The sequence below is a fragment of the Marinibacterium profundimaris genome (assembly GCF_002210095.1).
Taxonomy (GTDB): Bacteria; Pseudomonadota; Alphaproteobacteria; order Rhodobacterales; family Rhodobacteraceae; genus Marinibacterium; species Marinibacterium profundimaris.
The window spans coordinates 106,371-130,105 of the sequence record NZ_AQQR01000002.1; the positions used below are offsets into that span (position 1 = coordinate 106,371).

The window sequence follows — 23,735 nt, forward strand, 5'->3', positions numbered from 1 at the left end:
CTTTCGTGTCACGTGCCGTCACGCGTCATGACTCTCGGGAGACACTATGCCGGCCCTGTGCCCGGCCGTCACCCGCGCCGCTACGGCACGAGCGGCTGGCGTCCGTCGTCCTTCAGGCTCCAGAGGCTGTCACCCTCGATCACCGCCGCGTGCAGCGGCCGGCCATATCCCGCCCCACCGTCCAGATCGACGCGGTTGCCGAAATGGGTGTGGTCCTCCAGCGCTGTATGGCCATGGATCACCAGCCAGGGATGCGCCTCCTCGAATTCAAGGAACGGGCCCCGGATCCAGACGAGGTCTTCCTCGTCCTGCGCCGAAAGCGGCACGCCGGGCCGGATACCTGCGTGGACGAACAGCTTGCCGTCGCGCTCCAGCGTCAGATCGCGGGAGGCCAGGAAATCCACATGCGCCTCGGGCACGGCGTCCCGCGCGGCGGCATGGATCGCGGCGATGTCGCCGTCTTCCACCCCCTCGACGCCGTAGGAGGCCAGCGTCGCCATCCCGCCCAGCGCGGGATGCAGCCAGCCCTTGCCGGACAGGATATTGGCATCGTGCTGGTCGGCCTGGCGCAGGAAGCGGCAGAACATCCGGTCGTGGTTGCCGCGCAGCACGTGCCAGGGCCGGCCCCCGGCCACCCCGTCCATCAGCGCCTGGATCACGCCCCGGCTGTCCGGGCCGCGATCCACGTAATCGCCGAGAAAGATGATCTCGGCCTCGGGGCCGCCATCGGCGGCGATCTGATCCAGAACCTTGTCGAATTCGGATTTCTGCCCGTGGACATCGCCCACGGCATAAAGCGGCTGTGTCATGCAGAGGAGCTAACCCGCCGCGCCACGGAAGAAAAGCCGCCGCCGCGTCGCAGCGCGAGATTTCCCGCACGCGCCCCGGGTCCCGGCGCGGCGCCCGTGGTCTCAGGCGGCGAAGGCGCCCTGCCCGTCATGCACACGGTAGCTTTCCTTGCCGATCTCCCCGCTCCAGCGCCAGAGCGCCACGACACCCTCGGGGCCGGTTTCGCAGGCATGGGGCAGGTAGGTCGTGTGGTGCACGTAATCGCCCGGCAGCAGCAGGCGCTGTCGCTCTCCGGCGGTCCAGGTCGCGGCGCCGGCGATGATGACATAGGTTTCCTCGGCCGCGTGGGAATGCAGCCCGTAGCGGGTGTTGGGCTTCTGGTAATACAGCCCCGCGCGCAGGTGATCGCAGCGGAACGCCTGCTCGGGACCCAGCAGGTCGGCCACGACATAGGGGCTGAGCGCGGCCAGGTCCGGGGTGCGGGAGGCATAGGTTTCCGGCGCCCAGCCCAGAACGTCGTGGGCTTCGAGCGCGGCCTGGGCCACCGGCATCGCCGAGGTGCCCAGAAGGTCGCGGATCGCACTGTCAGCGCCGCAATCCGAGCCCTGCAGCCAGAGATCCTGCGGAAGGGTCTTCAGAACCACCGCAAGGGCCGCGCCATCGGCCCGGCCCTCGGCTTCGAACACCCGGGCCATTTCATCGACGAAAGAAGACAGTGCATGGACCATGGCCCGCTCCACCGAAAAAGAAATCGTGGGCGGATCATGACGCGGTCGGGCCGCGGGATCTTTTCATCCGGCGACCCGGATCTGGTCGCTTTTTTGCACCGATTGGTCCGTTTCCGCCCCGATCAGCCGTTTTCAGACTTCGCCGGGCCGGGGCGCGCCGTGCGCGCCGTTCAGGCGACCTCGAACTGCAGCGGGCGGACCTGGTTGAACATGCCGGTGTCCTTGAGCTTCTGCAGCACGGGGGCCGGGACCTCGTCATCGACATAAAGCAGCGCGATGGCCTGCCCGCCCTGGTTGGAACGGCCAAGCGTGAAGTTCGCGATGTTCACGCCGTTCGAACCCAGCGTGTTGCCCAGCGTCCCGATGATGCCCGGCACGTCGTTGTTCGTCGTGTAGAGCATATGCGCGCCGATCTCGGCATCGATGTTGATGCCCTTGATCTGGATGAAGCGCGGCTTGCCGTCGCTGAAGACGGTGCCGGCGATCGACCGCTCGCGCTTTTCGGTGACCACGGTGACCTTGATGTAGCCTTCGAAGGCGCCGGACTGGTCCTGGCTGGTGGTCGAGATCTTCACGCCGCGTTCCTTGGCGATGACCGGGGCCGAGACCATGTTCACGTCCGGGTTCACGGCCTTCATGATACCGGCCACGACCGAGCAGTTCAGCGCCTCGAGGTTCATCTCGGACACCTGGCCGTCGTAGAGGATGTTGATCGCCTTGATCGCCTCGTCCGTCATCTGGCCGATAAAGGCGCCGAGATGGCCGGCAAGCTTCACCCAGGGGCCCATGACCTTGGCTTCCTCGGCGGTGACCGAGGGCATGTTCAGCGCGTTTTCCACGGCGCCGGTCAGCAGGTAGTTCGACATCTGCTCGGCCACCTGCAGGGCGACGTTCTCCTGCGCCTCGGTGGTGGCGGCGCCGAGGTGCGGGGTGCAGACCACGTTGGGCAGGCCGAACAGCGGGTTCTCCTTGGCCGGCTCTTCCGAGAACACGTCGAAGGCCGCGCCGGCGACGTGGCCGGATTTCAGCAGCTCGGCAAGAGCGGCCTCGTCGACCAGTCCGCCGCGCGCGCAGTTGACGATGCGCACGCCCTTCTTGGTCTTCTCCAGGTTCTCTTTCGACAGGATGTTGCGCGTCTGATCGGTCAGCGGCACGTGCAGGGTGATGAAATCGGCCCGCTTGAGCAGGTCGTCCAGCTCGACCTTCTCGACCCCCATCTTCTGGGCCTTCTCTTCGCCCAGGAAGGGATCGTAGGCCACGACCTTCATCTTCAGACCGCGCGCGCGGTCGCAGACGATGGAGCCGATGTTGCCGGCGCCGATGACGCCCAGCGTCTTGCCGGTCAGCTCGACGCCCATGAACTTCGATTTCTCCCACTTGCCCGCATGGGTGGAGGCGGAGGCCTCGGGGATCTGGCGGGCGACGGCGAACATCATGGCGATGGCGTGCTCGGCCGTGGTGATCATGTTGCCGAAGGGTGTGTTCATGACGATCACGCCCTTCTTCGAGGCCGCTTCCTTGTCGACATTGTCGGTGCCGATGCCGGCGCGGCCAATGACCTTGAGGTTGTCGGCCTTGGCCAGGATCGTCGGCGTGACCTTGGTGGCGGAGCGGATGGCAAGGCCGTCATACTGGCCGATGACTTCGGCCAGCTTGTCCTTGTCCTTGCCCAGGTCGGGCATGAAATCCACGTCGATGCCGCGATCGCGGAAGATCTGGACGGCGGTTTCGGAAAGCTTGTCGGAAACGAGAACTTTGGGAGCCATATCGAGGGATCCTTGAAAGAATTGGGAGGAGCGGTGGGGTAACAACCCCACCCTACGCATGTGTCTGGTGTAGGGTGGGGTTTTACCCCACCGGGTGCTCAGGCGGCTTCGGTTTGCGCTGCGATCTCGGCCTGGAAGGCCCAGTCGATCCAGGGCAGAAGCGCCTCGACATCCGAGGTCTCAACCGTCGAGCCGCACCAGATCCGCAGACCCGCGGGCGCGTCGCGATAGGCGCCGATGTCCAGCGCCACGCCTTCGTCGGCCAGCCGCTTGGCCACGGCCTTGGCGAAGGTGGCCCCGTCGGTGATGCGCGCATCGGTGAACTTCAGGCAAACGCTGGTGTTCGACCGCGTCGCCGGATCGGTCGCGAGGAAGTCGATCCAGTCATGCGCCTCGACAAAGGCGGTGACCGCCGCCGTATTGGCATCGGCGCGGCCGATCAGGCCCTTCAGCCCGCCCACGCTTTCGGCCCAGTCCAGCGCCAGCAGGTAATCCTCGACCGCCAGCATCGACGGCGTGTTGATCGTCTCGCCCTTGAAGACGCCCTCGATCAGCTTGCCGCCCTTGGTCAGGCGGAAGATCTTCGGCAGCGGCCAGGCCGGGGTGTAGCTTTCCAGACGTTCCACCGCGCGGGGGGACAGGATGATCATCCCGTGCGCCGCCTCGCCGCCCAGCACCTTCTGCCAGGAGAAGGTGGTGACATCGAGTTTCTCGAACGGCAGGTCCTGCGCGAAGGCGGCCGAGGTTGCGTCGCACAGCGTCAGACCCTTGCGGTCCGCCGGGATCGCGTCGCCGTTCGGCACGCGCACGCCCGAGGTCGTGCCGTTCCAGGTGAAGCACACGTCCTTGTCGAAATCGACCGATGCCAGGTCCACGATCTCGCCATACTCGGCGGTCTTCACCTCGGCCTCGATCTTCAGCTGCTTGACCACGTCGGTGACCCAGCCCGCGCCAAAGCTTTCCCAGGCCAGCATTTCCGCCGGACGCTCGCCCAGCAGGTTCCACATCGCCATCTCGAAGGCGCCGGTGTCGGAGGCGGGCACGATGCCGACCTTGTAGCCCTCGGGCACGCCGAGGATGTCGGCGGTGCGGTCGATGGCGGCCTTCAGCCGGGCCTTGCCTTCAGCCGAGCGGTGCGAGCGGCCCAGGGGCGCGTCAGCCAAATTGGCGAGGTCGAATGCGGGGGGTTTGGCGCAGGGGCCGGAGGAAAAACGCGGATTGGCCGGCCGCGTGGCCGGTTGTGCGATGGTCATATCTATCTACCCTTCCAGATAAACGCCCCTCGTTGGGGAGGGGTGTCCCACCGCCGGACATACGCCTGCCCTTTAAAACAAGCAAGATCCAAAGTGGTTTGCATTGAAGCTGGCTGCGGGAAGCTCCGGAACGATGAGGGAACATCACCCCCGGATTGGCACAAATCTGACACAGCGATCTTTCGGGCCGAAGCAGGCAATCAAGCCGTTTGGCATGGTCTGACGGCAGCTTCCCCGCCTGTTGGCACGCGCTGCGGCTCCTCCCTGCGCCTTGCCGATTTTAGGGCCCACAGGACCACTGCCGATGATGGATTTCATCTCGGTGGCACCCCTGCGAAGAGGGCCGCGCGATGAGTTATCACGTCGAAGCGCTCTGCGACCGCCGCAGATTCGGCAGTGCCGCCCGCAAGCAGATCGCCATGTACCTCGCGAACAAGGCGAGCGACGACGGGGCCGGTATCTGGTGCTCGAAGCACACAATCGCGCGGCACACGGAACTGAGCCTCGCCACCGTCAAGCGGACGATCCGCGATTTCCTGGACGAGGGCTTGCTCGTCGAAACCGGCGAACTGCGGCCCTGCGATCATGGCCATACCTTGGTCTATCGCCTCGTCCTAGAAGCGGTCTCCGAACTGGATTCTTTGCTGCCGCCAAAGGGGCTCAAAGAGACCGGGCTCACGGTGAACCCGGTTCACGATGATACCCCAAGGGGGGTCACAGTGACCCCTCGACGGGGTTCACCACGACCCCCTAACAATCCTAAAAACAATCCTTTGAAACCTCCTACGCGCGCAGAGGCGCTCGAGGCGGAGGAGGTGGATCTGGATAAGATCTGGGCCGCCTATCCCTCCGACCGTCGCCGGGACCGCGAGGGGTGTCGCCGCCACCTCGCCGAGGCGCTTGGCGACGCGTCGGTCGAAGAGCTGGCTGCCGCTGCCGCTGCGTACGCCGCCGAAACCGATGGCTACACGCGCTCGAAGGTGTGCTTCCTCGACAACTGGCTGCGGCTCGCAAAATGGCGGCGGCATGTGGATGCGCTGCGGCAGCAGAAGGCCACATCAACGGAGAGTGCGGAGAAGATCCTGAGACAGGTCGCTGGCTGGGTGAAGACCCGCCACGGGATGTGCAGGCACGTGACAAGCGGCCAGGTCGCAGCCGCCATGCAGCGAGGCCTGATCACGCGCGACGAAGCCTCGGCAGCCGGTGTTCTGAAATGACCCGGACACGCAGCCAAAGCTCCCGGAAGCGGACCAACGGCGCCGAAACGACACAAGCGCCGCCGCGTCGTCCCTTCGCCAAACACACCCGCAGCGCCCATCAGACGGCTGGCGGAGGGTGGGTTTGGCAGCCACTGAAAGTGGCTTCGATCCGGCACGGATCGGCGGCGAAGCCGCTCGCGGGGTCGAGGGGCGCAGCGCCCTCGCCGACATGTTGCTCGCAACATAATAGTCGGTCCTTATTGCGTTCCGTGATCACGGGGGACCGATGATGTCCGGTCCGCAGTTTGTGAGATTTCAGACCTTTTCACGCAAGAGCAATCCGGCAGGCCAGTCAGTCGAACAGGTGCTGGCCGAAGCAGCGCGCGCGCCGGAGTTCTCCCTGCACGTTAAATGCCCAAAGAACCCAAGTATCGTCTTCGGAGCATCACCGGAGGCAGTCCGTCAGCGGCACGATGAAATGCTGAGTTCGGGCAGCGTCGAGGTCCGCCTAAAGGATGGCCGCAATGCGCGGCGGGCTGTTAGACAGGATCGGCATACGATGCTGACCGGAACATCGCCGAGCGGATCAAGGCAGAAACGGAAGCCAAGGCATGGGACCGGAAGTTCGACGGGCCGGGCGCAGGGCTGACGATGGCACAGGTCTTCACCGCATATCTGGACGCCGAAAAGCCGGAACGGTTCCTGCTGCGCCTTGCGGATTTCTGGAAGGACATGCCCGTCGACGAGGTCCGCGCCGAAACGATCCGTCAGGCCGCCCGGAAGATCTATCCGCATGCGGCAGAGCCGACCTGGAACCGCCAGGTGATCAAGCCGACGCAGGCTGCAATCAATCACGCGGCCGAGCTTGGCTGGTGCCAGCGGATATCCGTGAGACGATACAGCGAAGACCCTGCGATCAAGACGCCAGCCACCCTGGCATGGGTGCGCGCCTTCGCCCGTCAGGCAGAGCAGGACGGGTTGCCGCACCTCGCTGCCATCTGCCTGTTCATGTTTGGCACCGCCGCGCGGGTCGGGGAAGCCTGCCGCCTTCAGTGGCGGGATGTGGACCTGGCCGGATCAACCGCGAAGATCCAGCTGCACAAGCCACGGCCGTGGAGCCGGATTGCCCACCTTCAGCCAGACCTCGTCCGGGCGCTGGAGAGCATCCCCTCGAACCGCAAGCCGGATGACAGCGTCTTTGGCTATGCCGGTCGCGGCAGCGTCCGGGGCCCCTGGAACAACGTCGCTGCCCGCGCCGGGATCGAGCGCCTGACGCCCCATTGCTGCCGCCATGGCTTCGCCACCTCGATGCTGCAAAACGGCTTTGACGTGAAGACCGTGGCCGAGCGTGGCGGCTGGAAGGATGCCACCACGGTGCTGCGCACATACGCCCACGCGATCGAGGACAAGACCGTCACCGACACGCTGTTTGACACATAAGCGACACAGCGCCCCGACAAGGAGGAACCAAGCTCATGAAATATAGGGAAGAATCCGGGACAACACCTGTCCCTCGTTGGGAGGGGTGCCCCACCGCCGGGCATACGCCTGCCCTTCAGAACAAACAAGATCCAAAGTCGGTTGAATTGAAGCAGGTCGCGGAAACCTCCGGTGCGAACAGGAAACATCAGCCCCGGATCGGCACAAAGACGGAAAACGGCGATTTTTTTGCCTCGGGCCGGGAACGGGGGGCCTGATGCGGCGTCGCCCCCGGCCGACAAGGTCCCGTCATCGGGTCATTGCAGCCCGGCCGCATCCACGATGCCCGCATCGCAGCCCGGGCTGAGCGGATCGGCGGCGAGGATCAGAACGCCGACATCCGCCGTCTCGGTGATCTGCCCCTTCAGCGCGATCTTCAGCTCCTGGATCAGCAGCCGGCCGCGGTCACCCCGGCATTCCACCGTCACCCGGTCCCCGGCGCCGACTCCGAAGGCCGCGTCGAAGGCCGCCCGCAGCTCGGCCCCCGACAGCTCGGCGCCCACGCGCGCCTCCATCAGCGCGCCGACCGGAGAGTCGTTGATCGCGTCCAGCACCCGCAACGTGTCGTCGAAATACTCGTCCGCTCCGCCCGCGCCGAAAAAGCAGGTGCCGTGCCGGATCCATTCATGCCGCTCCAGGAAGCTGGCCGTGCCGGGCATGGCGGTGGCCAGTCGCTCGGCGGTGTCGGCGTCCAGCTCCGGCGCGGGCAGGTCCTGCCACCGGCCGTCGCGGTCCAGCGCGATGAGCGGCTGCGGGACACCGCAATACTCCACCCCGCGCGGCTGCGGCCAGAGCCCGTGGATCGACAGCCGGGTCTCGGTGAAGGGCAGCAGGCCATCGTTGAGCTGTCGGCATTCCGTCTTCAGGGGACGCTGTTCGCAGAAGGCCGGCTGCCAGCTGACGGCCATCAGCAGGTCGGTAGCCTCTTCGCCCTTGGCGGGCTCGAACCCTTCAGGCGGGGGACCGCGGCCGTCCGGGCCGGGCGTGGCGGCGACCACGTGGATCCCGCAATCGCCATGGATCCAGCGATCCGGCGTGACCGGCGCGCCGGGGACCTTCACCTGGTACCAGTCGCCGCCCTGCGTGTTCCGGCCGATCATGTCATAGGTCAGCCGCGGCTCGGCCCGCAGGCCGCCGGGATTCGTCAGGCTGTTCTTCGATTGATATAGCTCGCAGCGGTCCTGCGCGATGAACCAGCCGTCAAGCCGAAGCTGCGCCTGCACGGCGCCGCCCAAAGCGGCAAGGGACAGCGCGGGAAGGACAGCGGACAGCAGAAAGCGGAACATGCGACGACCTCGCTGATGGACCCGGACACAAGGGTTGGACACCGCCAGGACGGCGCGGAACCGGAGGCCGCGGCGAAAGAACCCCGACCAAGCAATGTGCCGTGATGCGCGTGGAAACAAGACGCCGCATGGCAGAGCGCGCGCACGACGGGAAACAGCAGAAGACCTGCCATGAGTCGCGCGCCTGCAGACGCAAAACCCCGCGCCGCGCGGTCCGGCCCCCGGGATCACGCCACCATGCGGCGCAAGGATCTGCCCAAAAGGCAGGCACAACTCGCGCCGGATGCCCAGAATCCGAACACGATATCACCATACCCGTGCCAGGCGTCACGCGGAGCGTTCTCCTGCCCGGCAACACTTGTCAGATGGTCGCGATGCAAAAACCACTCTCCATCGTCGTCGTCGAACAGGACCGGGACCGCGCGCTGCTCATCGTCGACAGCCTGCGCGACTCGGGCGCGCATGACATCTTTGTCGTCTCGGAAGAGACCGCGCTGGCCCGCCGCATCAAGGAGCGGAACCCCGACATCGTGCTGGTCGACATGGCCAGCCCGTCGCGCGACATGCTCGAAGAGCTGACCATGGCCTCGGGCGCGACCGAGCGGCCGGTGGCGATGTTCGTGGACCAGTCCGACGACGGGCTGACCAAGGCCGCGATCGAGGCGGGCGTGTCGGCCTATGTCGTCGACGGGCTGCGGCCCGAGCGGATCAAGCCGATCATGGACGCCGCGATCACCCGCTTCCACATGTTCCAGCGCATGCGCACGGAACTTGAGGCGACCAAGAAGGCGCTGGAAGAGCGCAAGGTGATCGACCGCGCCAAGGGCATCCTGATGAAGGCCCGCAAGATCGACGAGGACGAGGCCTATGCGCTGATGCGCAAGACGGCGATGGCGCAGGGCCGCAAGATGGCCGACGTGGCCGAGGCGATCGTGACGGCGGCGGGGCTGCTGTCATGAGCCTGGCACAGCTGAAGGCGGGGTTCATCCCGCTGGTGGATTCCGCGCCCTTCATCGTCGCGAAGGAGCTGGGCTATGCCGAGGAAGAGGGGCTGGACCTGCAGCTGGCCAAGGCGCCCAGCTGGTCCACCCTGCGCGACTGGGTCGCCATGGGCCAGATCGACGCCGCGCATATGCTTTCACCCGTGCCGGTTGCGGCCGCGCTGGGGCTGGGCGGGATCGCGGCGCGGCTGAACGCGCTGTCGGTCCTGTCCGTCAACGGCAATGTCATCGGCGTCTCCACCGCGCTGGCCGCCCGGATGCGCGATGCCGGCTACCGGTTCGATTTCGCCGACCCCAAGGCCGCCGGCCCAGCCCTGATGGCCGCGGTCGACGGGCGGCTGCGGATCGGCGTGCCCTTCCCCTTCTCGATGCATGCCGAGCTTCTCTATTACTGGCTGGGCGCCATCGGCGTTCAGACGCCCCAGGGTCTGGACGTGCGCACCATCCCGCCGCCGCTGATGGCCGAGGCCATGGCCCGGGGCGAGATCGACGCCTTCTGCGTGGGCGAGCCCTGGGGCTCCATCGCCGTGGAAACCGGGGTTGGCGCGCTGCTGCTGCCCGGCAACGCGATCTGGGCCCGCGCGCCGGAAAAGGTGCTGGCCGTGCGCGAAAGCTGGGCCGAAGAGCAGCCCGGCCTTGCGCGCAGCCTCGTCCGGGCGATGTGGCAGGCCGGGCGCTGGCTGGGCCAGCCCGACAACCTGGCGACCGCCTCCGAGATCCTGTCGCGCACCGAATACCTGGATATCAGCGCAGAGGTGCTGGAACGCGCGTTGTCGGGCCGCATGGTGATCTCGCCCGAGGGCGACCTGCGCATCTGCGAGGGGTTCATCGCCTTCCACGCGGGGGCCGCCGGCTTCCCGTGGCGCAGTCAGGCCGCCTGGATCGCCGAACGGCTGGCCGCGCGCATGGGGCTCGATCGCAGCGCGGCGCGCGAGGCGGCCCAGGTCTTCCGCGCCGACATCTACCGCCAGGCGCTGGCGCCGCTGCACGTGGATCTGCCCGGCGCATCGGAGAAACTGGAAGGCGCGATTACCGTCCCGACCGAGGTCGCCTCGGCCTCGGGCACGCTGATTCTGGCGCCCGATCCGTTCTTCGACGGCCAGATTTTTGACCCGTCGGCCTGAATCGGCCTGATTTTCAGCCCGATTTTCAGGCAATCCCCGTTCGGGATTGTTAGAATTCGCAGCAATTAACCCCTCCAGCTTCGTTTTGCTTGCATCCTTGTCCGCAATGCAGCAACGTTTGGGTACGCGGTCGAACAATGGCGTTCCCGCATAGACCTTCCCCAATGTCGTGGGTTTCGAGCAAAGCTGCTTGATCCGATCTGTGCATGCGCCAGCAATATTCGCGCGTGTCCTCTCGGTTCAGCGGCTTTTTCTGTTTTCTGCCTCGCCTCCTTCCCAGCCCGGGGCCAGACCGAAGGACCTGACCATGAAGACCACCCTGACCGCCCTCCTTGCCACCACCCTGCTGTCCGCCCCGGCCTTTGCCGACTGGCTCGATGTCGAAAAGGACGAGCTGACGTTCGGCTTCATCAAGCTGACCGACATGGCGCCTCTCGCCATCGCCTATGAAAACGGCTATTTCGAGGACGAAGGCCTGTTCGTGACGCTTGAGGCCCAGGCCAACTGGAAGGTGCTGCTGGACGGCGTGATCGACGGCCAGCTCGACGGCGCGCATATGCTGGCCGGCCAGCCGCTGGCCGCGACCATCGGCTTCGGCACCGAGGCGCATATCATCACCCCCTTCTCGATGGACCTGAACGGCAACGGCATCACCGTGTCGAACGAGGTCTGGGAGATGATGAAGCCCAACATCCCGACCAACGCAGACGGCCTGCCGCAGCACCCGATCTCGGCCGCGGCGATGAAGCCGGTGGTCGAGCAGTTCCGCAACGAGGGCAAGCCCTTCAACATGGGCATGGTCTTCCCCGTCTCCACCCACAATTACGAACTGCGCTACTGGCTCGCCGCCGGCGGCCTGCACCCGGGCTATTACTCGCCCGACAACATCTCCGGCCAGATCAACGCCGACGTGCTGCTGTCCGTGACCCCGCCGCCGCAGATGCCCGCCACGCTCGAGGCCGGCACGATCTCCGGCTATTGCGTGGGCGAGCCGTGGAACCAGCAGGCCGTGTTCAAGGGCATCGGCGTGCCGGTGATCACCGATTACGAGCTATGGAAGAACAACCCCGAGAAGGTCTTCGGCATCACCGCCGAATTCGCCGAGGAAAATCCGAACACCACGCTGGCCATCGTCAAGGCGCTGATCCGCGCGGCGATCTGGCTGGACGAGAACGACAATGCCAACCGCGAAGAAGCGGTCGAGATCCTGTCGCGCTCGGAATACGTCGGCGCCGATGAAGAGGTGATCGCGAATTCGATGACCGGGACGTTCGAATACGAGAAGGGCGACACCCGCGAGGTCCCCGATTTCAACGTGTTCTTCCGCTACAACGCGACCTACCCGTTCTATTCCGATGCCGTCTGGTACCTGACGCAGATGCGCCGCTGGGGCCAGATCGCCGATCCCAAGCCGGACAGCTGGTTCGATGAGGTCGCCAAGTCGGTCTACAAGCCCGAGATCTACCTCGAAGCCGCCCGCCTCGTGATCGAGGACGGCTATGCGTCGGAAGCGGATTTCCCCTTCGACAGCGATGGTTACAAGGCACCGACCCCGGCCGGGGACATCATCGACGGCATCCCCTTCGACGGCCGCACGCCCAACGCCTATCTCGACAGCCTGCCGATCGGCCTGAAGGGCGAGCAGAAAGTCGTCGGAAACGAAGTCCAGGGCTGATCCCGGCCGTCGCGCCCCGCGTCCGGGGCGGACCACCTCTCCTCTCCCCAAGACCCGCAAGGGATGGTGGGCGGGGCGATGCGCCAAAGGCGCGAGCGTCGTCCCGCCGTCCACCCAAAAGCCGCCCCATCCAACCGGAGCCACGAGCCAATGACCGCCACTGACCCCGATACGCTCAGCCGCGACGCCGAAGCCGAGGCCCGGCAGGCGCGACGTTTCAACCGCATCAACAAGGCCGGCGCCTGGTTCCAGGTCCTGGGCCTGGCCTGGATGACCCCGCTGCTCAAGGCCGCCGCCGGCGACAACCCGAAGGCCCAGATGAAGGACGTCTGGCGCCTGCTCGGCGTGCCCCTCGTCGCCATCGTCGCCTTCCTCGTCGCCTGGTCCGCCCTGGCGCCCACCGTGCAGACCTCGCTCGGCGCCATCCCCGGCCCGGCCCAGGTCTGGGAACAGGTGATCAACCTCAACGAGGATGCCGTGCGCGAGCGCGAGAAGCGCGCCGCCTTCTACGAGCGTCAGGACGAACGCAACGCCCGCTTCGAGGAGGCCGGCGAGACCGACCGTATCAAGTGGCGCGACTACACCGGCCAGCCGACCTATTACCAGCAGATCTGGACCTCGATCAAAACCGTCTTCTTCGGCTTCCTGCTGGCCACCATCGTCGCGGTCCCGCTGGGCATCCTCGGCGGTCTCTCGGCCACCGCCAACGCCGCGATGAACCCGCTGATCCAGATCTTCAAGCCGGTCTCGCCGCTCGCCTGGCTGCCCATCGTCACCATGGTCGTCTCGGCCACCTACACCGTCGACGACGGGCTCTTCACCAAATCCTTCCTGACCTCGGCCATCACCGTGACGCTCTGCTCGCTCTGGCCGACGCTGATCAACACCGCGCTCGGCGTGGCCTCGATCGACAAGGATCTCGTCAACGTCTCCAAGGTGCTGAAGATGGGCACCTGGACCAAGATCACCAAGCTGGTCCTGCCCTCGGCGCTGCCGCTGATCTTCACCGGTCTCCGCCTGTCGCTCGGCGTCGGCTGGATGGTCCTGATCGCCGCCGAGATGCTGGCCCAGAACCCGGGCCTGGGCAAATTCGTCTGGGACGAATTCCAGAACGGCTCGTCCGACTCGCTCGCCCGGATCATGGTCGCGGTCTTCACCATCGGCATCATCGGCTTCCTGCTCGACCGGCTGATGTTCGCGATCCAGTCCCTCTTCACCTTCACCAACAACCGGTAAGGTCCCATGGCTGTCATCGAATTTTCCAACGTCTCCAAAAGCTTCGGTGAGGGCACCGCCCGCACCGACGTCCTGAAGAACATCGACCTGAAAGTGGAAGACGGCGAGTTTCTCGTGCTGCTCGGCTTCTCCGGCACCGGCAAGACCACGCTGATCAACCTGATGGCGGGGCTTGAGAAACCGACGAAAGGCACGGTCACCTATCGGGGCCAGCCGATCGACGGCCCGGGCCGCGAACGCGGCGTGATCTTCCAGAACTACTCGCTGATGCCCTGGCTCACGGTCAACGGCAACGTGCAGCTGGCCGTCGACACGGTCTTCCCCGGCATGTCGAAGGCCGAGAAGGCCGGGAAGGTCGCCCATTACGTCAAGATGGTCGGCCTCGGCCACGCCACCACGCGCCGCCCGGCGGAACTCTCCGGCGGCATGCGCCAGCGCGTCAACGTCGCCCGGGCGCTGGCCATGGATCCCGAGGTCCTGCTGCTGGACGAGCCGCTCTCGGCGCTCGACGCGCTGACGCGGGCCAACCTGGCGGACGAGATCGAAGGCATCTGGGAGGCCGACAAGAAGACCTGTGTCCTGATCACCAACGACGTGGACGAGGCGATCCTGCTGGCCGACCGCATCATCGCGCTGAACCCAGACGGCTCGCTGGGCGAGGAATTCCCCGTCACCATCCCGCGCCCCCGCGACCGGGGCGAGATGAACCATGACGAGGGGTTCAAGACGCTGCGCGCGCGGGTCACCAATTACCTGATGGACGTGGGCATCCAGTCCAGGGCCGAGGGCACGAAGACCCTGCCCAACGTCACGCCCATCCACTCGGTCCCCGCCGCCGTGACCAAGGCGCAGGAAGGCCTGATCGACGACCGCTTCCTGACCTTCGAACAGCTGCACAAGATCTACCCGACGCCCAAGGGGCCGCTGACCGTGGTCGAGGATTTCAACCTGAAGCTCAACCGGGGCGAATTCGTCTCGCTGATCGGGCATTCCGGCTGCGGCAAGTCCACCGTGCTGACCATGGCCGCCGGGCTCAACGACATCTCCAAGGGTGTCATCAAGCTTGACGGCTACGAGGTCCGCGGCGCCGATCCGGAGCGCGCGGTGGTGTTCCAGTCGCCCTCGCTGTTCCCCTGGCTGACGGCGAAGGAGAACGTGGCGATCGGGGTCGACAAGGTCTATCCCAAGGCGTCGCAGGCCGAACGTCAGGACGTGGTGGAATATTACCTCGAACGCGTCGGCCTTGGCGATGCGATGGACAAGTCCGCCAACGACCTGTCCAACGGCATGAAGCAGCGTGTCGGCATCGCCCGCGCCTTCGCCCTCTCGCCCAAGCTCCTGCTGCTCGATGAGCCCTTCGGCATGCTCGACAGCCTGACCCGCTGGGAACTGCAGGAGGTGCTGATGGAGGTCTGGAGCCGCACCAAGGTCACCGCGATCTGCGTCACCCACGACGTGGACGAGGCGATCCTGCTGGCCGACCGCGTGGTCATGATGACCAACGGCCCCCAGGCCACCATCGGCAAGGTCGTCGATGTGAACCTGCCGCGCCCGCGCACCCGCAAGGCGCTGCTCGAACACCCCGATTACTACCTCTACCGCGAACAGGTGCTGAATTTCCTCGAGGAATACGAGCACGGCGCCACGCCCAAGGCAAAGGCGCAGCCCAAGCCCATCGCGGCAGAGTGACGCCGGTTCCGCCGACTTCCCCCGGCGGAACCGGCCCAAGCCAAACACGCAAGCCAACCAGCAGGCCAACCTGCGACAGACCGACAGCAAGGATGTTTGCCATGGATACGGCAGTCGAACAGGCCACGCGGCCGTTCATAGAAGTCACCGAGATCTGGCGCCCCGAGGGCGACACGCTGGTCCAGGCCGGCGGGAATTACGGCGGGCTCGACGCTTTCGAGGCCATCAGCGGCCACACCAGCTTCAAGAAGGGCGAGGGCCTGCCCGGCAAGGCCTGGGCCGAAGGCCGCCCCGTCGTGCTGAAGGCCTTCGACGGGTCCTATTTCAAGCGCACCGAGGCCGCGAAAGAGGCCGGACTGACCGCCGCCGTCGCGATCCCGGTCTTCGCCGGCGAAGAGCTGAAGGCCGTCCTCGTGGTGCTCTGCTCGGATGACGACATCCGCACCGGCGCGATCGAGCTCTGGTCGGAGAAAGACGGCTACCTGATGCTGGACGACGGCTATTACGGCGCCGCGAAACATTTCGAATGGGTCAGCCAGCACACCCATTTCCCCAAGGGACAGGGCCTGCCGGGCGGGGTCTGGGCCTCGCAGACGCCGATCCTGATGCGTGACCTGGGCTCCGGCTACCGCTTCATCCGGTCGGAAAGCGCCGGCAAGGCCGGGCTGACCACCGGCCTCGGCCTGCCCATCGCGCGGCCCGACGGCGAGAACAGCGTGCTGACCCTGCTGTCGGCCCGCGGCACCCCCATCGCCCATCGGTTCGAGATCTGGGATGCCCGCGCCGCCAAGGTTGGCAGCGCCAATTCCGCCGTCATGATCGACGGCATCTGCGACCGCGAGGGCCCGCTCTGGAGCGAGGACAACCCCCGCCGCATCAGCGCCTGGCAGGGCCCGATCGGCCAGGTCCTCGGCTCCGGCCTGCCCGTCGCGCAGAAGTCCGCGCCGGGCCTGCCGGCCGGGTATTCGGATGTCGTCGGCCTGCCGATCTACCGCGGCAGCGCCATCGCCCACATCGTCGCCTGGTATTCGTGAAGGAGGCCGAGAAGATGCAGAAACTCGTCGTCATCGGTGCCGGCATGGCCTCTGGCCGCATGCTGGAACACATGTTCGAAGCCGACCCGCAGGCCTACGAGGTCACGCTGTTCAACGCGGAACCGCGCGGGAACTACAACCGCATCATGCTGTCGCCGGTCCTGTCGGGCGAGAAGAGCTACGAGGAAATCGTCACCCATGACGATGCCTGGTATGCCGACAATGCCGTGACCTGCCGCTTTGGCGAGCGGATCACCGGCATCGACCGCGACCGCAAGGTGGTGATCAGCGAAAAGGGCGAAACGCCCTATGACAAGCTGGTCATCGGCACCGGCTCCGCCCCGTTCATCATCCCCTGCCCGGGCCATGACCTGCCCGGCGTGGTGGCCTTCCGCGATCTCGAGGACGTCGACGCCATGAAGACCGCCGCCGGCAGCGATGGCCGCGCGGTGGTGATCGGTGGCGGGTTGCTGGGGCTTGAGGCCGCCGCCGCCCTGCGCCTGCAGGGGATGGAGGTCACCGTCCTGCACCTGATGGGCCACCTGATGGAACGCCAGCTGGACGAGGCCGCTGGCTACCTGCTGAAGAAGGACCTGGAAGGGCGCGGCATCACCGTGCTGACCGGCGCCTCGACCAAGGCGATCATGGGCGAGGGCCGCGTCGAAAAGGTCGTTCTGGAAGACGGCACCGTGATCCCCGCCGATATCGTCGTGATGGCCGTGGGCATCCGCCCCTCGGTCGCGCTTGGCCAGGCCGCCGGGCTGGAGATGGGCCGCGCGATCAAGGTCGACGCGCAGATGGTGACCTCGGACCCCGACGTGCTGGCCGTGGGCGAATGCGTGGAATTCGACGGCAACCTCTTCGGCCTCGTGGCGCCGCTGTACGACCAGGCCAGGGTCGCGGCGAAAACCCTGCTGGGCGAGGACGACGTGTTCCGCATGCGCGAGCTGTCGACCAAGCTGAAGGTCACCGGCTGCGACCTGTTCTCGGCGGGCGATTTCGCCGATGGCGAGGGGCGCGAGGACATCGTGTTCCGCGATCCGGGCCGGGGCATCTACAAGCGGCTGGTGATCGAGGACGACGTGGTGCTAGGCGCCGTGTTCTACGGCGATACCGCCGACAGCAACTGGTACTTCGGCCTGATCAAGGACAAGACCGACATCTCCGAGATGCGCGACACGCTCATCTTCGGCCCGGCCTACCAGGGGGGTGCCCAGGTGGACCCTATGGCGGCCGTTGCAGCCTTACCGCCTGACGCGGAGATCTGTGGCTGTAACGGCGTGTGCAAATCCACCATCACCGAGGCCATCGGCGCCGGCGCCACCGACCTCGGATCGCTCCGCGCCACCACCAAGGCGTCGGCCTCCTGCGGGACCTGCACGGGCCTCGTGGAACAGCTGCTGGCCGTCACCCTGGGCGAAGATTTCCGGTCGAAAGAGGCCGGGATCTGCGGCTGCACCGATCTGACCCATGAAGAGGTCCGCCGCCTGATCAAGGCGCGCGAGCTGAAAAGCCAGACCGCCGTCTGGCAGGAGCTGGGCTGGAAGACCGTGGACGGCTGCCATGTCTGCCGGCCGGCGATCAACTTCTACCTGCTCGCCGACTGGCCACTGGAATACCAGGACGACCTGCAGAGCCGCTTCATCAACGAGCGCAAGCACGCCAACATCCAGAAGGACGGCACCTTTTCGGTCATGCCGCGCATGTGGGGCGGCATCACCAACCCCGCCGAGCTGCGCGCCATCGCGGACGCGGCCGACAAGTACAACGTGCCCACCGTCAAGGTCACCGGCGGCCAGCGCATCGACCTGCTGGGCGTGAAATCCGAGGATCTGCCGCATATCTGGGCCGATCTGAACGCCGCCGGCATGGTCTCGGGTCATGCCTATTCCAAGGGGCTGCGCACGGTGAAGACCTGTGTCGGCACCGACCATTGCCGTTTTGGCACGCAGGACAGCACGGGCCTCGGCATCAAGCTGGAAAAGGCGCTTTGGGGGTCGTGGACGCCGCACAAGGTCAAGCTGGCCGTGTCGGGCTGCCCCCGGAACTGCGCCGAGGCGACCTGCAAGGATGTCGGCGTGATCTGCGTGGACTCCGGCTACCAGATCGGAGTCGCCGGGGCCGCCGGCATGGACGTGAAGGAGACCGAACGCCTTGCCGACGTGCCGACCGAGCAGGAGGCGATCGACCTGACCATCGCCTTCGTCCAGCTCTACCGCGAGAACGCCAAGTACCTCGATCGCCCCTATAAATGGGTCGCCAAGGTGGGCCTCGACTGGGTCAAGGAGAGGGTCGTCCACGACCTGGACAACCGCGCCGCCCTGATCGAGCGCTTCGCCATCTCGCAATCCGTCTACCAGAAGGACCCCTGGGCCGAGCATGCCGCGACAAAGACGGATGCCTACACGCCCCTGTCCGATTTCCGGCTGGAGGCCGCAGAATGATGACCACGGACTGGATCGACGTCGGCGCCTTTGACGCCATCCCGGCGCGCGGCGCGCGCATGGTACGCACGCCGCAGGGCTGCATCGCCGTGTTCCGGACGGCAACGGACGAGGTCTTCGCGCTCGACAACGCCTGCCCGCACAAGAAGGGCCCGCTGGCCGACGGCATCGTGCATGGCAACAAGGTCACCTGCCCGCTGCACAACTGGGTGATCTCGCTGGAAACCGGGCTGGCGCAGGGCGCCGACGAAGGCGCGGTCGAAACCTACCCTGCCCGGGTCGAAAACGGCCGCATCCTGATCGAGGCGGCCTTCCTGAAACGGCAGGCCGCGGAATGAGCGGGCCGCCCGAGATCCGCACAACCTGCCCCTATTGCGGGGTGGGCTGCGGGGTGCTGGCCACGTCGGATGGCTGCATCCGGGGGGATACCTCCCACCCGGCAAACCTCGGGCGGCTCTGCTCCAAGGGCTCGGCCCTGGGCGAGACGATCTCCCTTGACGGCCGGTTGCTCAGCCCGCGCGTCCACGGGATCGACAGCGATTGGGACAGCACGCTGGACCTCGTGGCGCGCAAGTTCTCCGAAGCGGTGGCCGAACACGGGCCGGACTCGGTGGCCTTCTACGTCTCGGGGCAATTGCTGACCGAGGATTATTACGTCGCCAACAAGCTGATGAAGGGGTTCATCGGGTCGGCGAATATCGACACGAATTCAAGGCTTTGCATGGCATCTTCGGTGGCCGGGCACAGGCGGGCCTTCGGCACCGACACGGTCCCCGGCCAGTACGAGGATTTCGAGAGTGCCGACCTTGTCGTGCTGGTGGGATCGAACCTCGCCTGGTGCCACCCGGTGCTGTTCCAGCGGCTGTCGGCCGCGAAAGAGGCGCGACCCCAAATGAAAGTCGTGCTGGTCGATCCGCGCCGCACGGCGACCGCCTCGATCGCCGATCTGCACCTTTCGGTGCGCCCCGATGGCGATGCCGCGCTGTTCAACGCGCTGCTGGCCGAGATTGCCCGGCGCGGGCTGATCGACACCGGTTTCACCGCCGCTCATGTCGACGGGCTGGCCGAGGCGCTGACCACCGCCGCCGCCTCGGACCCGGCCGAAAGCGGGCTGAGCCGGGCCGAGATCGACACCTTCACCGATCTCTTCTGCGGCACCGAAAAGGTCGTCACCCTCTATTCCCAGGGCGTGAACCAGTCGGCCCATGGCACCGACAAGGTCAACGCGATTATCAACTGCCACCTGGCCACGGGGCGCATCGGGCGCGACGGGATGGGGCCGTTTTCCATGACCGGCCAGCCCAATGCCATGGGCGGGCGCGAGGTCGGCGGGCTGGCCAACATGCTGGCCTGCCACCTGGATATCGAGAACCCCGATCATCGCCACGCGGTCCAGACCTTCTGGTCCGCCCCCGCCATGCCCGAAAAGCCGGGGCTGAAGGCCGTGGACCTGTTCCGCGCCTGCGCCAGGGGGCAGATCAAGGCGCTGTGGATCATGTCCACCAACCCCGCCGTGTCCCTGCCCGAAGCCGATGGCGTCGCCGAGGCGATCCGCAATGTGCCCTTCACCGTGGTCTCGGACATCGTCGAGGACACCGACACCAACCGGCTGTGCGACGTGCTGCTGCCCGCCACCGGCTGGGGCGAGAAATCGGGCACCGTCACCAATTCCGAACGCCGCATTTCCCGTCAACGCCCGTTCCTCCCAAAACCGGGACAGGCTCGGCCCGATTGGGACATCATCTCGGACGTGGGACGCAGGATGGGCTGGAACGCCGCCTTCGACTATGCGTCCGAGGCCGAGATCTTTCGCGAATACGCCGCTCTGTCCGGTGTCGCGGCGCGGTTCGGGCGGGATTTCGACATCTCCGGCCTCGCCGACCTGAGCGATGGCGATTACGACCGGCTTGCGCCCACGACCTGGCCGGTGCCCAGGGACGGCGCCCCGCGCGACAGGTTCTTTGCCGAGGGCGGCTTCTATCATCCCGGCGGCAAGGCGCGGATGCTGCCGATCACGCCCCCCGATCCGACGGCCGCCCTGCCGCCCGCACAGGTGATCCTGAACACCGGCCGAGTCCGCGACCACTGGCACACCATGACCCGCACCGGCCGCGCGCCGCGGCTGGGCGCGCACCTGGCCGAACCCTATATCGAGATCCACCCCGAGGATGCCGAGGCCGCGGGCCTTTCCCCCGCCGACCTGGCCGAGGTCCAAAGCCCGCATGGCCGCGCCGTCCTGCGCGTGATGGTCACCGACCGCGCCCGCCCCGGCAGCGCCTTCGCGCCGATGCACTGGACCGGCGTGACCTCGGCGCTTGGCCGGGTCAACACGCTGGTGGCGCCGGTCACCGACCCTGTCTCGGGCCAGCCGGCCTCGAAGGGCACCGCCGTTTCGCTGACACGCTACGCGGCAGGCTGGTACGGCTTTGCCGCCGGGATCGCGCAGATGCACCCCACCCGCCCCTACGCCGCCATCGCCCGCACCCGCAGCGGCTGGCGCGCCGAGTTCGCCGGGCACAAGCGCCCCGCCAGTTGGGAGGCCGAGGCGCGCACCGTGCTCGACATCGCCGACGGCGACGCCTCGGTCGTCGAGGATGCGGCGCGCGGCCTGGCCCGGGTGGCGATCACCCGCGACGGCCAGCTGATCGGCGCTTTCTTCGCCGCGCCAGTCCCCGTCCCGGTCGCGCGCAGCCTGGTCGTCGACCTGATCGGGCAGGAGATCCCCGCCGCCGTGGTGCTGGCCGGTGTGCCGGGCGCCGACCGGCCGTCGAAAGGGGCCGAGGTCTGTGCCTGTTTCGGCGTGGGCTCGGAAGATATCCGCGCCGCCATCGCCGGGGGTTGCCAGAGCCTCGCCGCGCTGGGAGAAAAGCTGGGCGCGGGCACGAACTGCGGGTCGTGCCGTCCCGAACTCCAGGCGCTGATCGACCAGGTCGGCGCCCAGAACCCCATGGCTGCCGAATGACACTTGCCCCTTACGTCCGCATCGTCGCCCAGGGAAAGGGCCGCGCCCGGTCCATGACCATGGAAGAAGCCGAAGCCGCGATGACCGAGATCCTCACCGGGGATCCGGCGCCCGAGGCGGTCGGCGCGCTGCTGATGGTGCTGCGGCTGCGGGGCGAGACGGTGGACGAGATCGCCGGTTTCGTCACCGCCCTGCGCGCCACGCTGACCCGCTGGCACGGAAGCGGCGCGGCGCTGGACTGGCCCAGCTATGCGTCCGGCCGGACGCGGGGCGCGCCCTGGTACCTGCTGTCGGCGCGACTGGTCGCCGATGCCGGCCACCCGGTGCTGCTGCACGGGCGCAATGCCACCGAAAGCCACCTGCGCGAGCATCTGGCGCCGATGGGCGCCGTGGTGGTCGAAACGCCCGACGCCGCGCGGCAGGCGCTGGCGCAAAGCGGGCTCGCCTATCTGCCGGTCGAGGCGATGAGCGCGCAGGCCGCCCGCATCCTGGCGCTGCGCGCTCATCTGGGGCTGAGGTCCTGCATGAATTCCTGCCTGCGCATGGCCAATCCCTCGGGCGCCGGTGCCTCTGTCCAGGGCGTGTTCCACCCCGGCTACCGCCCGCTGCAGGCCGACGTGGCCGAACGGCTGGGCGATCCCGCCACGATGATCCTGAAGGGCGGCGGCGGCGAGTTCGAGCGCACGCCGTTCAAGGCCGTGGCCCTCTTCGGCGCCCGCGACGGCCAGCCCTTTCCGCCCGCGCCCCCGCAGATCGAGGAGGCCCGCCGCCTGGGCGACCTGGACCTGCCCGACAGCGCGCCGGCCGATCTCTGGTCCGGGCAGATCTCGGACCCGGCGGCGGAGGCGACGGTGACCGGCACCGCCGCGCTGGTGCTGCTGACCCTGGGCGCGGCCCCCGATCTGGCCACGGCCGAGGCGCAGGCGCGCGATCTCTGGGCCGGCCGCCGGGCGCTGACCGCCGCCTGAGCGGTCCCCGGGCTGATGCCCTGCCGCCTGACCCTACGGCAGGCCCGGCGCGGTAACCGATGCGGTCAAAGTTTGCTTTCCTGCGGACCGCGAACGGGTTAAACACTGCGCCGTCCCCGCGCGCCGCCCGCTGGGGGCCTGTCGTGCCGGCGGAACGGATAGTCTGGATCCAGATGCTTTCGAAATTCGAGTGGGTTCGCGAGAAATTCACGTCCGGAGCCGTGGACCCGTTCAAGGACGTCGTCTTCGACCAGAAGAAGTTCGACCGCGCCATGAGCTGGCCGCGGCCAAAGCTGCGCTACGTGGTCTTCTTCACCCCGCGCTCCGGCTCGTCCCGGCTGACCGACCTGGCGGTGAAGACCAAGGGGCTGGGCCATCCCGGCGAATGTTTCAACCCCGCCTTCGTGCCCGCCATCGGCCAGGCCTATTCCGCCCGCACCATGCAGGAATACGTGCCGCTCCTGCAGCGGCACCGGCAGACCAGGGGCGTCTTCGGCTGCGAGGTCACGCATATGCACGTGACGGCGAATTTCCGCACCGGGCAGGCGTTTCTGGACGCGCTGGAGCCGACGGCGACGATCTGGCTTCTGCGCGAGGACATCGTGGCGCAGGCGGTGTCGGTGTCGCGGATGATACAGACCAAGGTGTCGCATTCGGTGATGTCCGACGAGACCGCCATCGCCAGAGCAGAGGATGTCTTTACCTACCAGCCCCGCGTGATCCGCAACGTGCTGCGCCGCATGCGCTGGATGGAGGACGGGACCGAAACGCTGATCCGCGAGGCCGGGCTGAACCCGCTGCGGCTAAGCTACGAGACCACGGTGAAGATGCGTCCGCGCCGGCTGATGGTGCTGATGGGCGCGCATGTGGGCGTGCGGCCCCGGCGGATGGATCTGGACGCGGTCGAAAGCGACCACAAGAAGGTTTCCGGCACCAAGAGCGGCGATTTCGCCCAGCGCTTCCGCGACGAACATCCCGACCTGATCGCCAAGATCGAGGAAGAGCGCGCCCCGATGCTGGCCACCCACGCCGAGGCGCAGGAGAAGCTGGACCGCGGCATCCTGCCCGGCATGCCCGACGACGCGGCCTGAGACCGGACGCG

18 protein-coding genes are annotated in these 23,735 nt (G+C 66.9%); 13 read left to right on the plus strand and 5 right to left on the minus strand.

What is annotated here, in order from left to right; all coding sequences use genetic code 11:
- Positions 1–80: 80 nt before the first annotated feature.
- The 4 genes from ATO3_RS05430 to ATO3_RS05445 all read right to left on the minus strand — a co-directional run bounded on the left by ATO3_RS05430 (position 81) and on the right by ATO3_RS05445 (position 4,536).
- Positions 81–809, minus strand: a complete 729-nt coding sequence (locus tag ATO3_RS05430; protein WP_088648814.1) for a metallophosphoesterase family protein — start codon at positions 807–809, stop codon at positions 81–83.
- A gap of 102 nt (positions 810–911) precedes the next feature.
- Complete coding sequence (locus tag ATO3_RS05435; protein WP_088648815.1) at positions 912–1,517, minus strand: dimethylsulfonioproprionate lyase family protein; 606 nt, start codon at positions 1,515–1,517, stop codon at positions 912–914.
- Between the two features lie 170 nt (positions 1,518–1,687).
- Complete coding sequence (serA, locus tag ATO3_RS05440) at positions 1,688–3,283, minus strand: phosphoglycerate dehydrogenase (RefSeq protein WP_088648816.1); 1,596 nt, start codon at positions 3,281–3,283, stop codon at positions 1,688–1,690.
- A 98-nt stretch (positions 3,284–3,381) separates the two neighbouring features.
- Complete coding sequence (locus tag ATO3_RS05445) at positions 3,382–4,536, minus strand: phosphoserine transaminase (protein ID WP_088648817.1); 1,155 nt, start codon at positions 4,534–4,536, stop codon at positions 3,382–3,384.
- Between the two features lie 350 nt (positions 4,537–4,886).
- Here ATO3_RS05445 and ATO3_RS05450 point away from each other — a divergent pair, with 350 nt between their 5' ends.
- Positions 4,887–5,753: a hypothetical protein gene (locus tag ATO3_RS05450; protein WP_198963215.1), complete on the plus strand. Its 867-nt coding sequence runs from the start codon at positions 4,887–4,889 to the stop codon at positions 5,751–5,753.
- 633 nt (positions 5,754–6,386) lie between these two features.
- Positions 6,387–7,175 (plus strand): tyrosine-type recombinase/integrase, encoded by a 789-nt coding sequence (locus ATO3_RS05455; protein ID WP_088648818.1) that lies wholly within the window; start codon positions 6,387–6,389, stop codon positions 7,173–7,175.
- A gap of 296 nt (positions 7,176–7,471) precedes the next feature.
- On the opposite strand, the gene ATO3_RS05460 is transcribed toward ATO3_RS05455, so the two are convergent.
- Complete coding sequence (locus tag ATO3_RS05460) at positions 7,472–8,500, minus strand: ribonuclease T2 family protein (protein ID WP_088648819.1); 1,029 nt, start codon at positions 8,498–8,500, stop codon at positions 7,472–7,474.
- A gap of 374 nt (positions 8,501–8,874) precedes the next feature.
- Here ATO3_RS05460 and ATO3_RS05465 point away from each other — a divergent pair, with 374 nt between their 5' ends.
- The 11 genes from ATO3_RS05465 (at position 8,875) to ATO3_RS05515 (ending at position 23,724) form a co-directional block, all read left to right on the plus strand.
- Entirely contained in the window at positions 8,875–9,459 is a 585-nt protein-coding gene (locus tag ATO3_RS05465; protein WP_088649342.1) for an ANTAR domain-containing response regulator, read from the plus strand.
- A complete protein-coding gene (locus ATO3_RS05470) occupies positions 9,456–10,625 on the plus strand; it encodes a CmpA/NrtA family ABC transporter substrate-binding protein (protein WP_088648820.1) in 1,170 nt (389 codons plus the stop codon). The genes ATO3_RS05465 and ATO3_RS05470 overlap by 4 nt, the downstream gene beginning before the upstream one ends.
- A 307-nt stretch (positions 10,626–10,932) precedes the next feature.
- Positions 10,933–12,300: a CmpA/NrtA family ABC transporter substrate-binding protein gene (locus ATO3_RS05475; protein WP_088648821.1), complete on the plus strand. Its 1,368-nt coding sequence runs from the start codon at positions 10,933–10,935 to the stop codon at positions 12,298–12,300.
- 150 nt (positions 12,301–12,450) lie between these two features.
- Positions 12,451–13,536 (plus strand): ABC transporter permease, encoded by a 1,086-nt coding sequence (locus tag ATO3_RS05480; RefSeq protein WP_088648822.1) that lies wholly within the window; start codon positions 12,451–12,453, stop codon positions 13,534–13,536.
- Positions 13,537–13,542: 6 nt separating this feature from the next.
- Entirely contained in the window at positions 13,543–15,225 is a 1,683-nt protein-coding gene (locus ATO3_RS05485; protein WP_088648823.1) for an ABC transporter ATP-binding protein, read from the plus strand.
- Between the two features lie 101 nt (positions 15,226–15,326).
- On the plus strand, positions 15,327–16,259 hold the full coding sequence (locus ATO3_RS05490; RefSeq protein WP_088648824.1) for a GAF domain-containing protein: 933 nt from the start codon (positions 15,327–15,329) through the stop codon (positions 16,257–16,259).
- A gap of 14 nt (positions 16,260–16,273) precedes the next feature.
- Positions 16,274–18,703 (plus strand): nitrite reductase large subunit NirB, encoded by a 2,430-nt coding sequence (nirB, locus tag ATO3_RS05495; protein WP_088648825.1) that lies wholly within the window; start codon positions 16,274–16,276, stop codon positions 18,701–18,703.
- Positions 18,703–19,041, plus strand: coding sequence for a nitrite reductase small subunit NirD (nirD, locus tag ATO3_RS05500; protein WP_088649343.1), 339 nt, complete (start codon positions 18,703–18,705; stop codon positions 19,039–19,041). The genes nirB and nirD overlap by 1 nt, the downstream gene beginning before the upstream one ends.
- A complete protein-coding gene (locus ATO3_RS05505; RefSeq protein WP_088648826.1) occupies positions 19,038–21,665 on the plus strand; it encodes a nitrate reductase in 2,628 nt (875 codons plus the stop codon). The genes nirD and ATO3_RS05505 overlap by 4 nt, the downstream gene beginning before the upstream one ends.
- Positions 21,662–22,633 carry a glycosyl transferase family protein gene (locus tag ATO3_RS05510; RefSeq protein ID WP_088648827.1) on the plus strand — a complete coding sequence of 324 codons (972 nt, stop codon included), beginning with the start codon at positions 21,662–21,664 and terminating at the stop codon, positions 22,631–22,633. The genes ATO3_RS05505 and ATO3_RS05510 overlap by 4 nt, the downstream gene beginning before the upstream one ends.
- A gap of 173 nt (positions 22,634–22,806) precedes the next feature.
- Positions 22,807–23,724 (plus strand): Stf0 family sulfotransferase, encoded by a 918-nt coding sequence (locus ATO3_RS05515; protein ID WP_158217909.1) that lies wholly within the window; start codon positions 22,807–22,809, stop codon positions 23,722–23,724.
- The last annotated feature ends 11 nt before the right edge of the window (positions 23,725–23,735 follow it).

Bases quoted from the DNA above. Each gene is read 5' to 3' on its own strand.
- ATO3_RS05450 (WP_198963215.1), top strand. From the start codon at position 4,887: ATGAGTTATCACGTCGAAGCGCTCTGCGACCGCCGCAGATTCGGCAGT.
- ATO3_RS05505 (WP_088648826.1), top strand. From the start codon at position 19,038: ATGAGCGGGCCGCCCGAGATCCGCACAACCTGCCCCTATTGCGGGGTG.
- ATO3_RS05470 (WP_088648820.1), top strand. From the start codon at position 9,456: ATGAGCCTGGCACAGCTGAAGGCGGGGTTCATCCCGCTGGTGGATTCC.
- ATO3_RS05465 (WP_088649342.1), top strand. From the start codon at position 8,875: ATGCAAAAACCACTCTCCATCGTCGTCGTCGAACAGGACCGGGACCGC.
- ATO3_RS05475 (WP_088648821.1), top strand. From the start codon at position 10,933: ATGAAGACCACCCTGACCGCCCTCCTTGCCACCACCCTGCTGTCCGCC.
- ATO3_RS05510 (WP_088648827.1), top strand. From the start codon at position 21,662: ATGACACTTGCCCCTTACGTCCGCATCGTCGCCCAGGGAAAGGGCCGC.
- ATO3_RS05490 (WP_088648824.1), top strand. From the start codon at position 15,327: ATGGATACGGCAGTCGAACAGGCCACGCGGCCGTTCATAGAAGTCACC.
- ATO3_RS05455 (WP_088648818.1), top strand. From the start codon at position 6,387: ATGGCACAGGTCTTCACCGCATATCTGGACGCCGAAAAGCCGGAACGG.
- ATO3_RS05515 (WP_158217909.1), top strand. From the start codon at position 22,807: ATGCTTTCGAAATTCGAGTGGGTTCGCGAGAAATTCACGTCCGGAGCC.
- ATO3_RS05435 (WP_088648815.1), bottom strand. From the start codon at position 1,517: ATGGTCCATGCACTGTCTTCTTTCGTCGATGAAATGGCCCGGGTGTTC.
- ATO3_RS05480 (WP_088648822.1), top strand. From the start codon at position 12,451: ATGACCGCCACTGACCCCGATACGCTCAGCCGCGACGCCGAAGCCGAG.
- ATO3_RS05445 (WP_088648817.1), bottom strand. From the start codon at position 4,536: ATGACCATCGCACAACCGGCCACGCGGCCGGCCAATCCGCGTTTTTCC.
- ATO3_RS05460 (WP_088648819.1), bottom strand. From the start codon at position 8,500: ATGTTCCGCTTTCTGCTGTCCGCTGTCCTTCCCGCGCTGTCCCTTGCC.
- nirD (WP_088649343.1), top strand. From the start codon at position 18,703: ATGACCACGGACTGGATCGACGTCGGCGCCTTTGACGCCATCCCGGCG.
- ATO3_RS05485 (WP_088648823.1), top strand. From the start codon at position 13,543: ATGGCTGTCATCGAATTTTCCAACGTCTCCAAAAGCTTCGGTGAGGGC.
- nirB (WP_088648825.1), top strand. From the start codon at position 16,274: ATGCAGAAACTCGTCGTCATCGGTGCCGGCATGGCCTCTGGCCGCATG.
- serA (WP_088648816.1), bottom strand. From the start codon at position 3,283: ATGGCTCCCAAAGTTCTCGTTTCCGACAAGCTTTCCGAAACCGCCGTC.
- ATO3_RS05430 (WP_088648814.1), bottom strand. From the start codon at position 809: ATGACACAGCCGCTTTATGCCGTGGGCGATGTCCACGGGCAGAAATCC.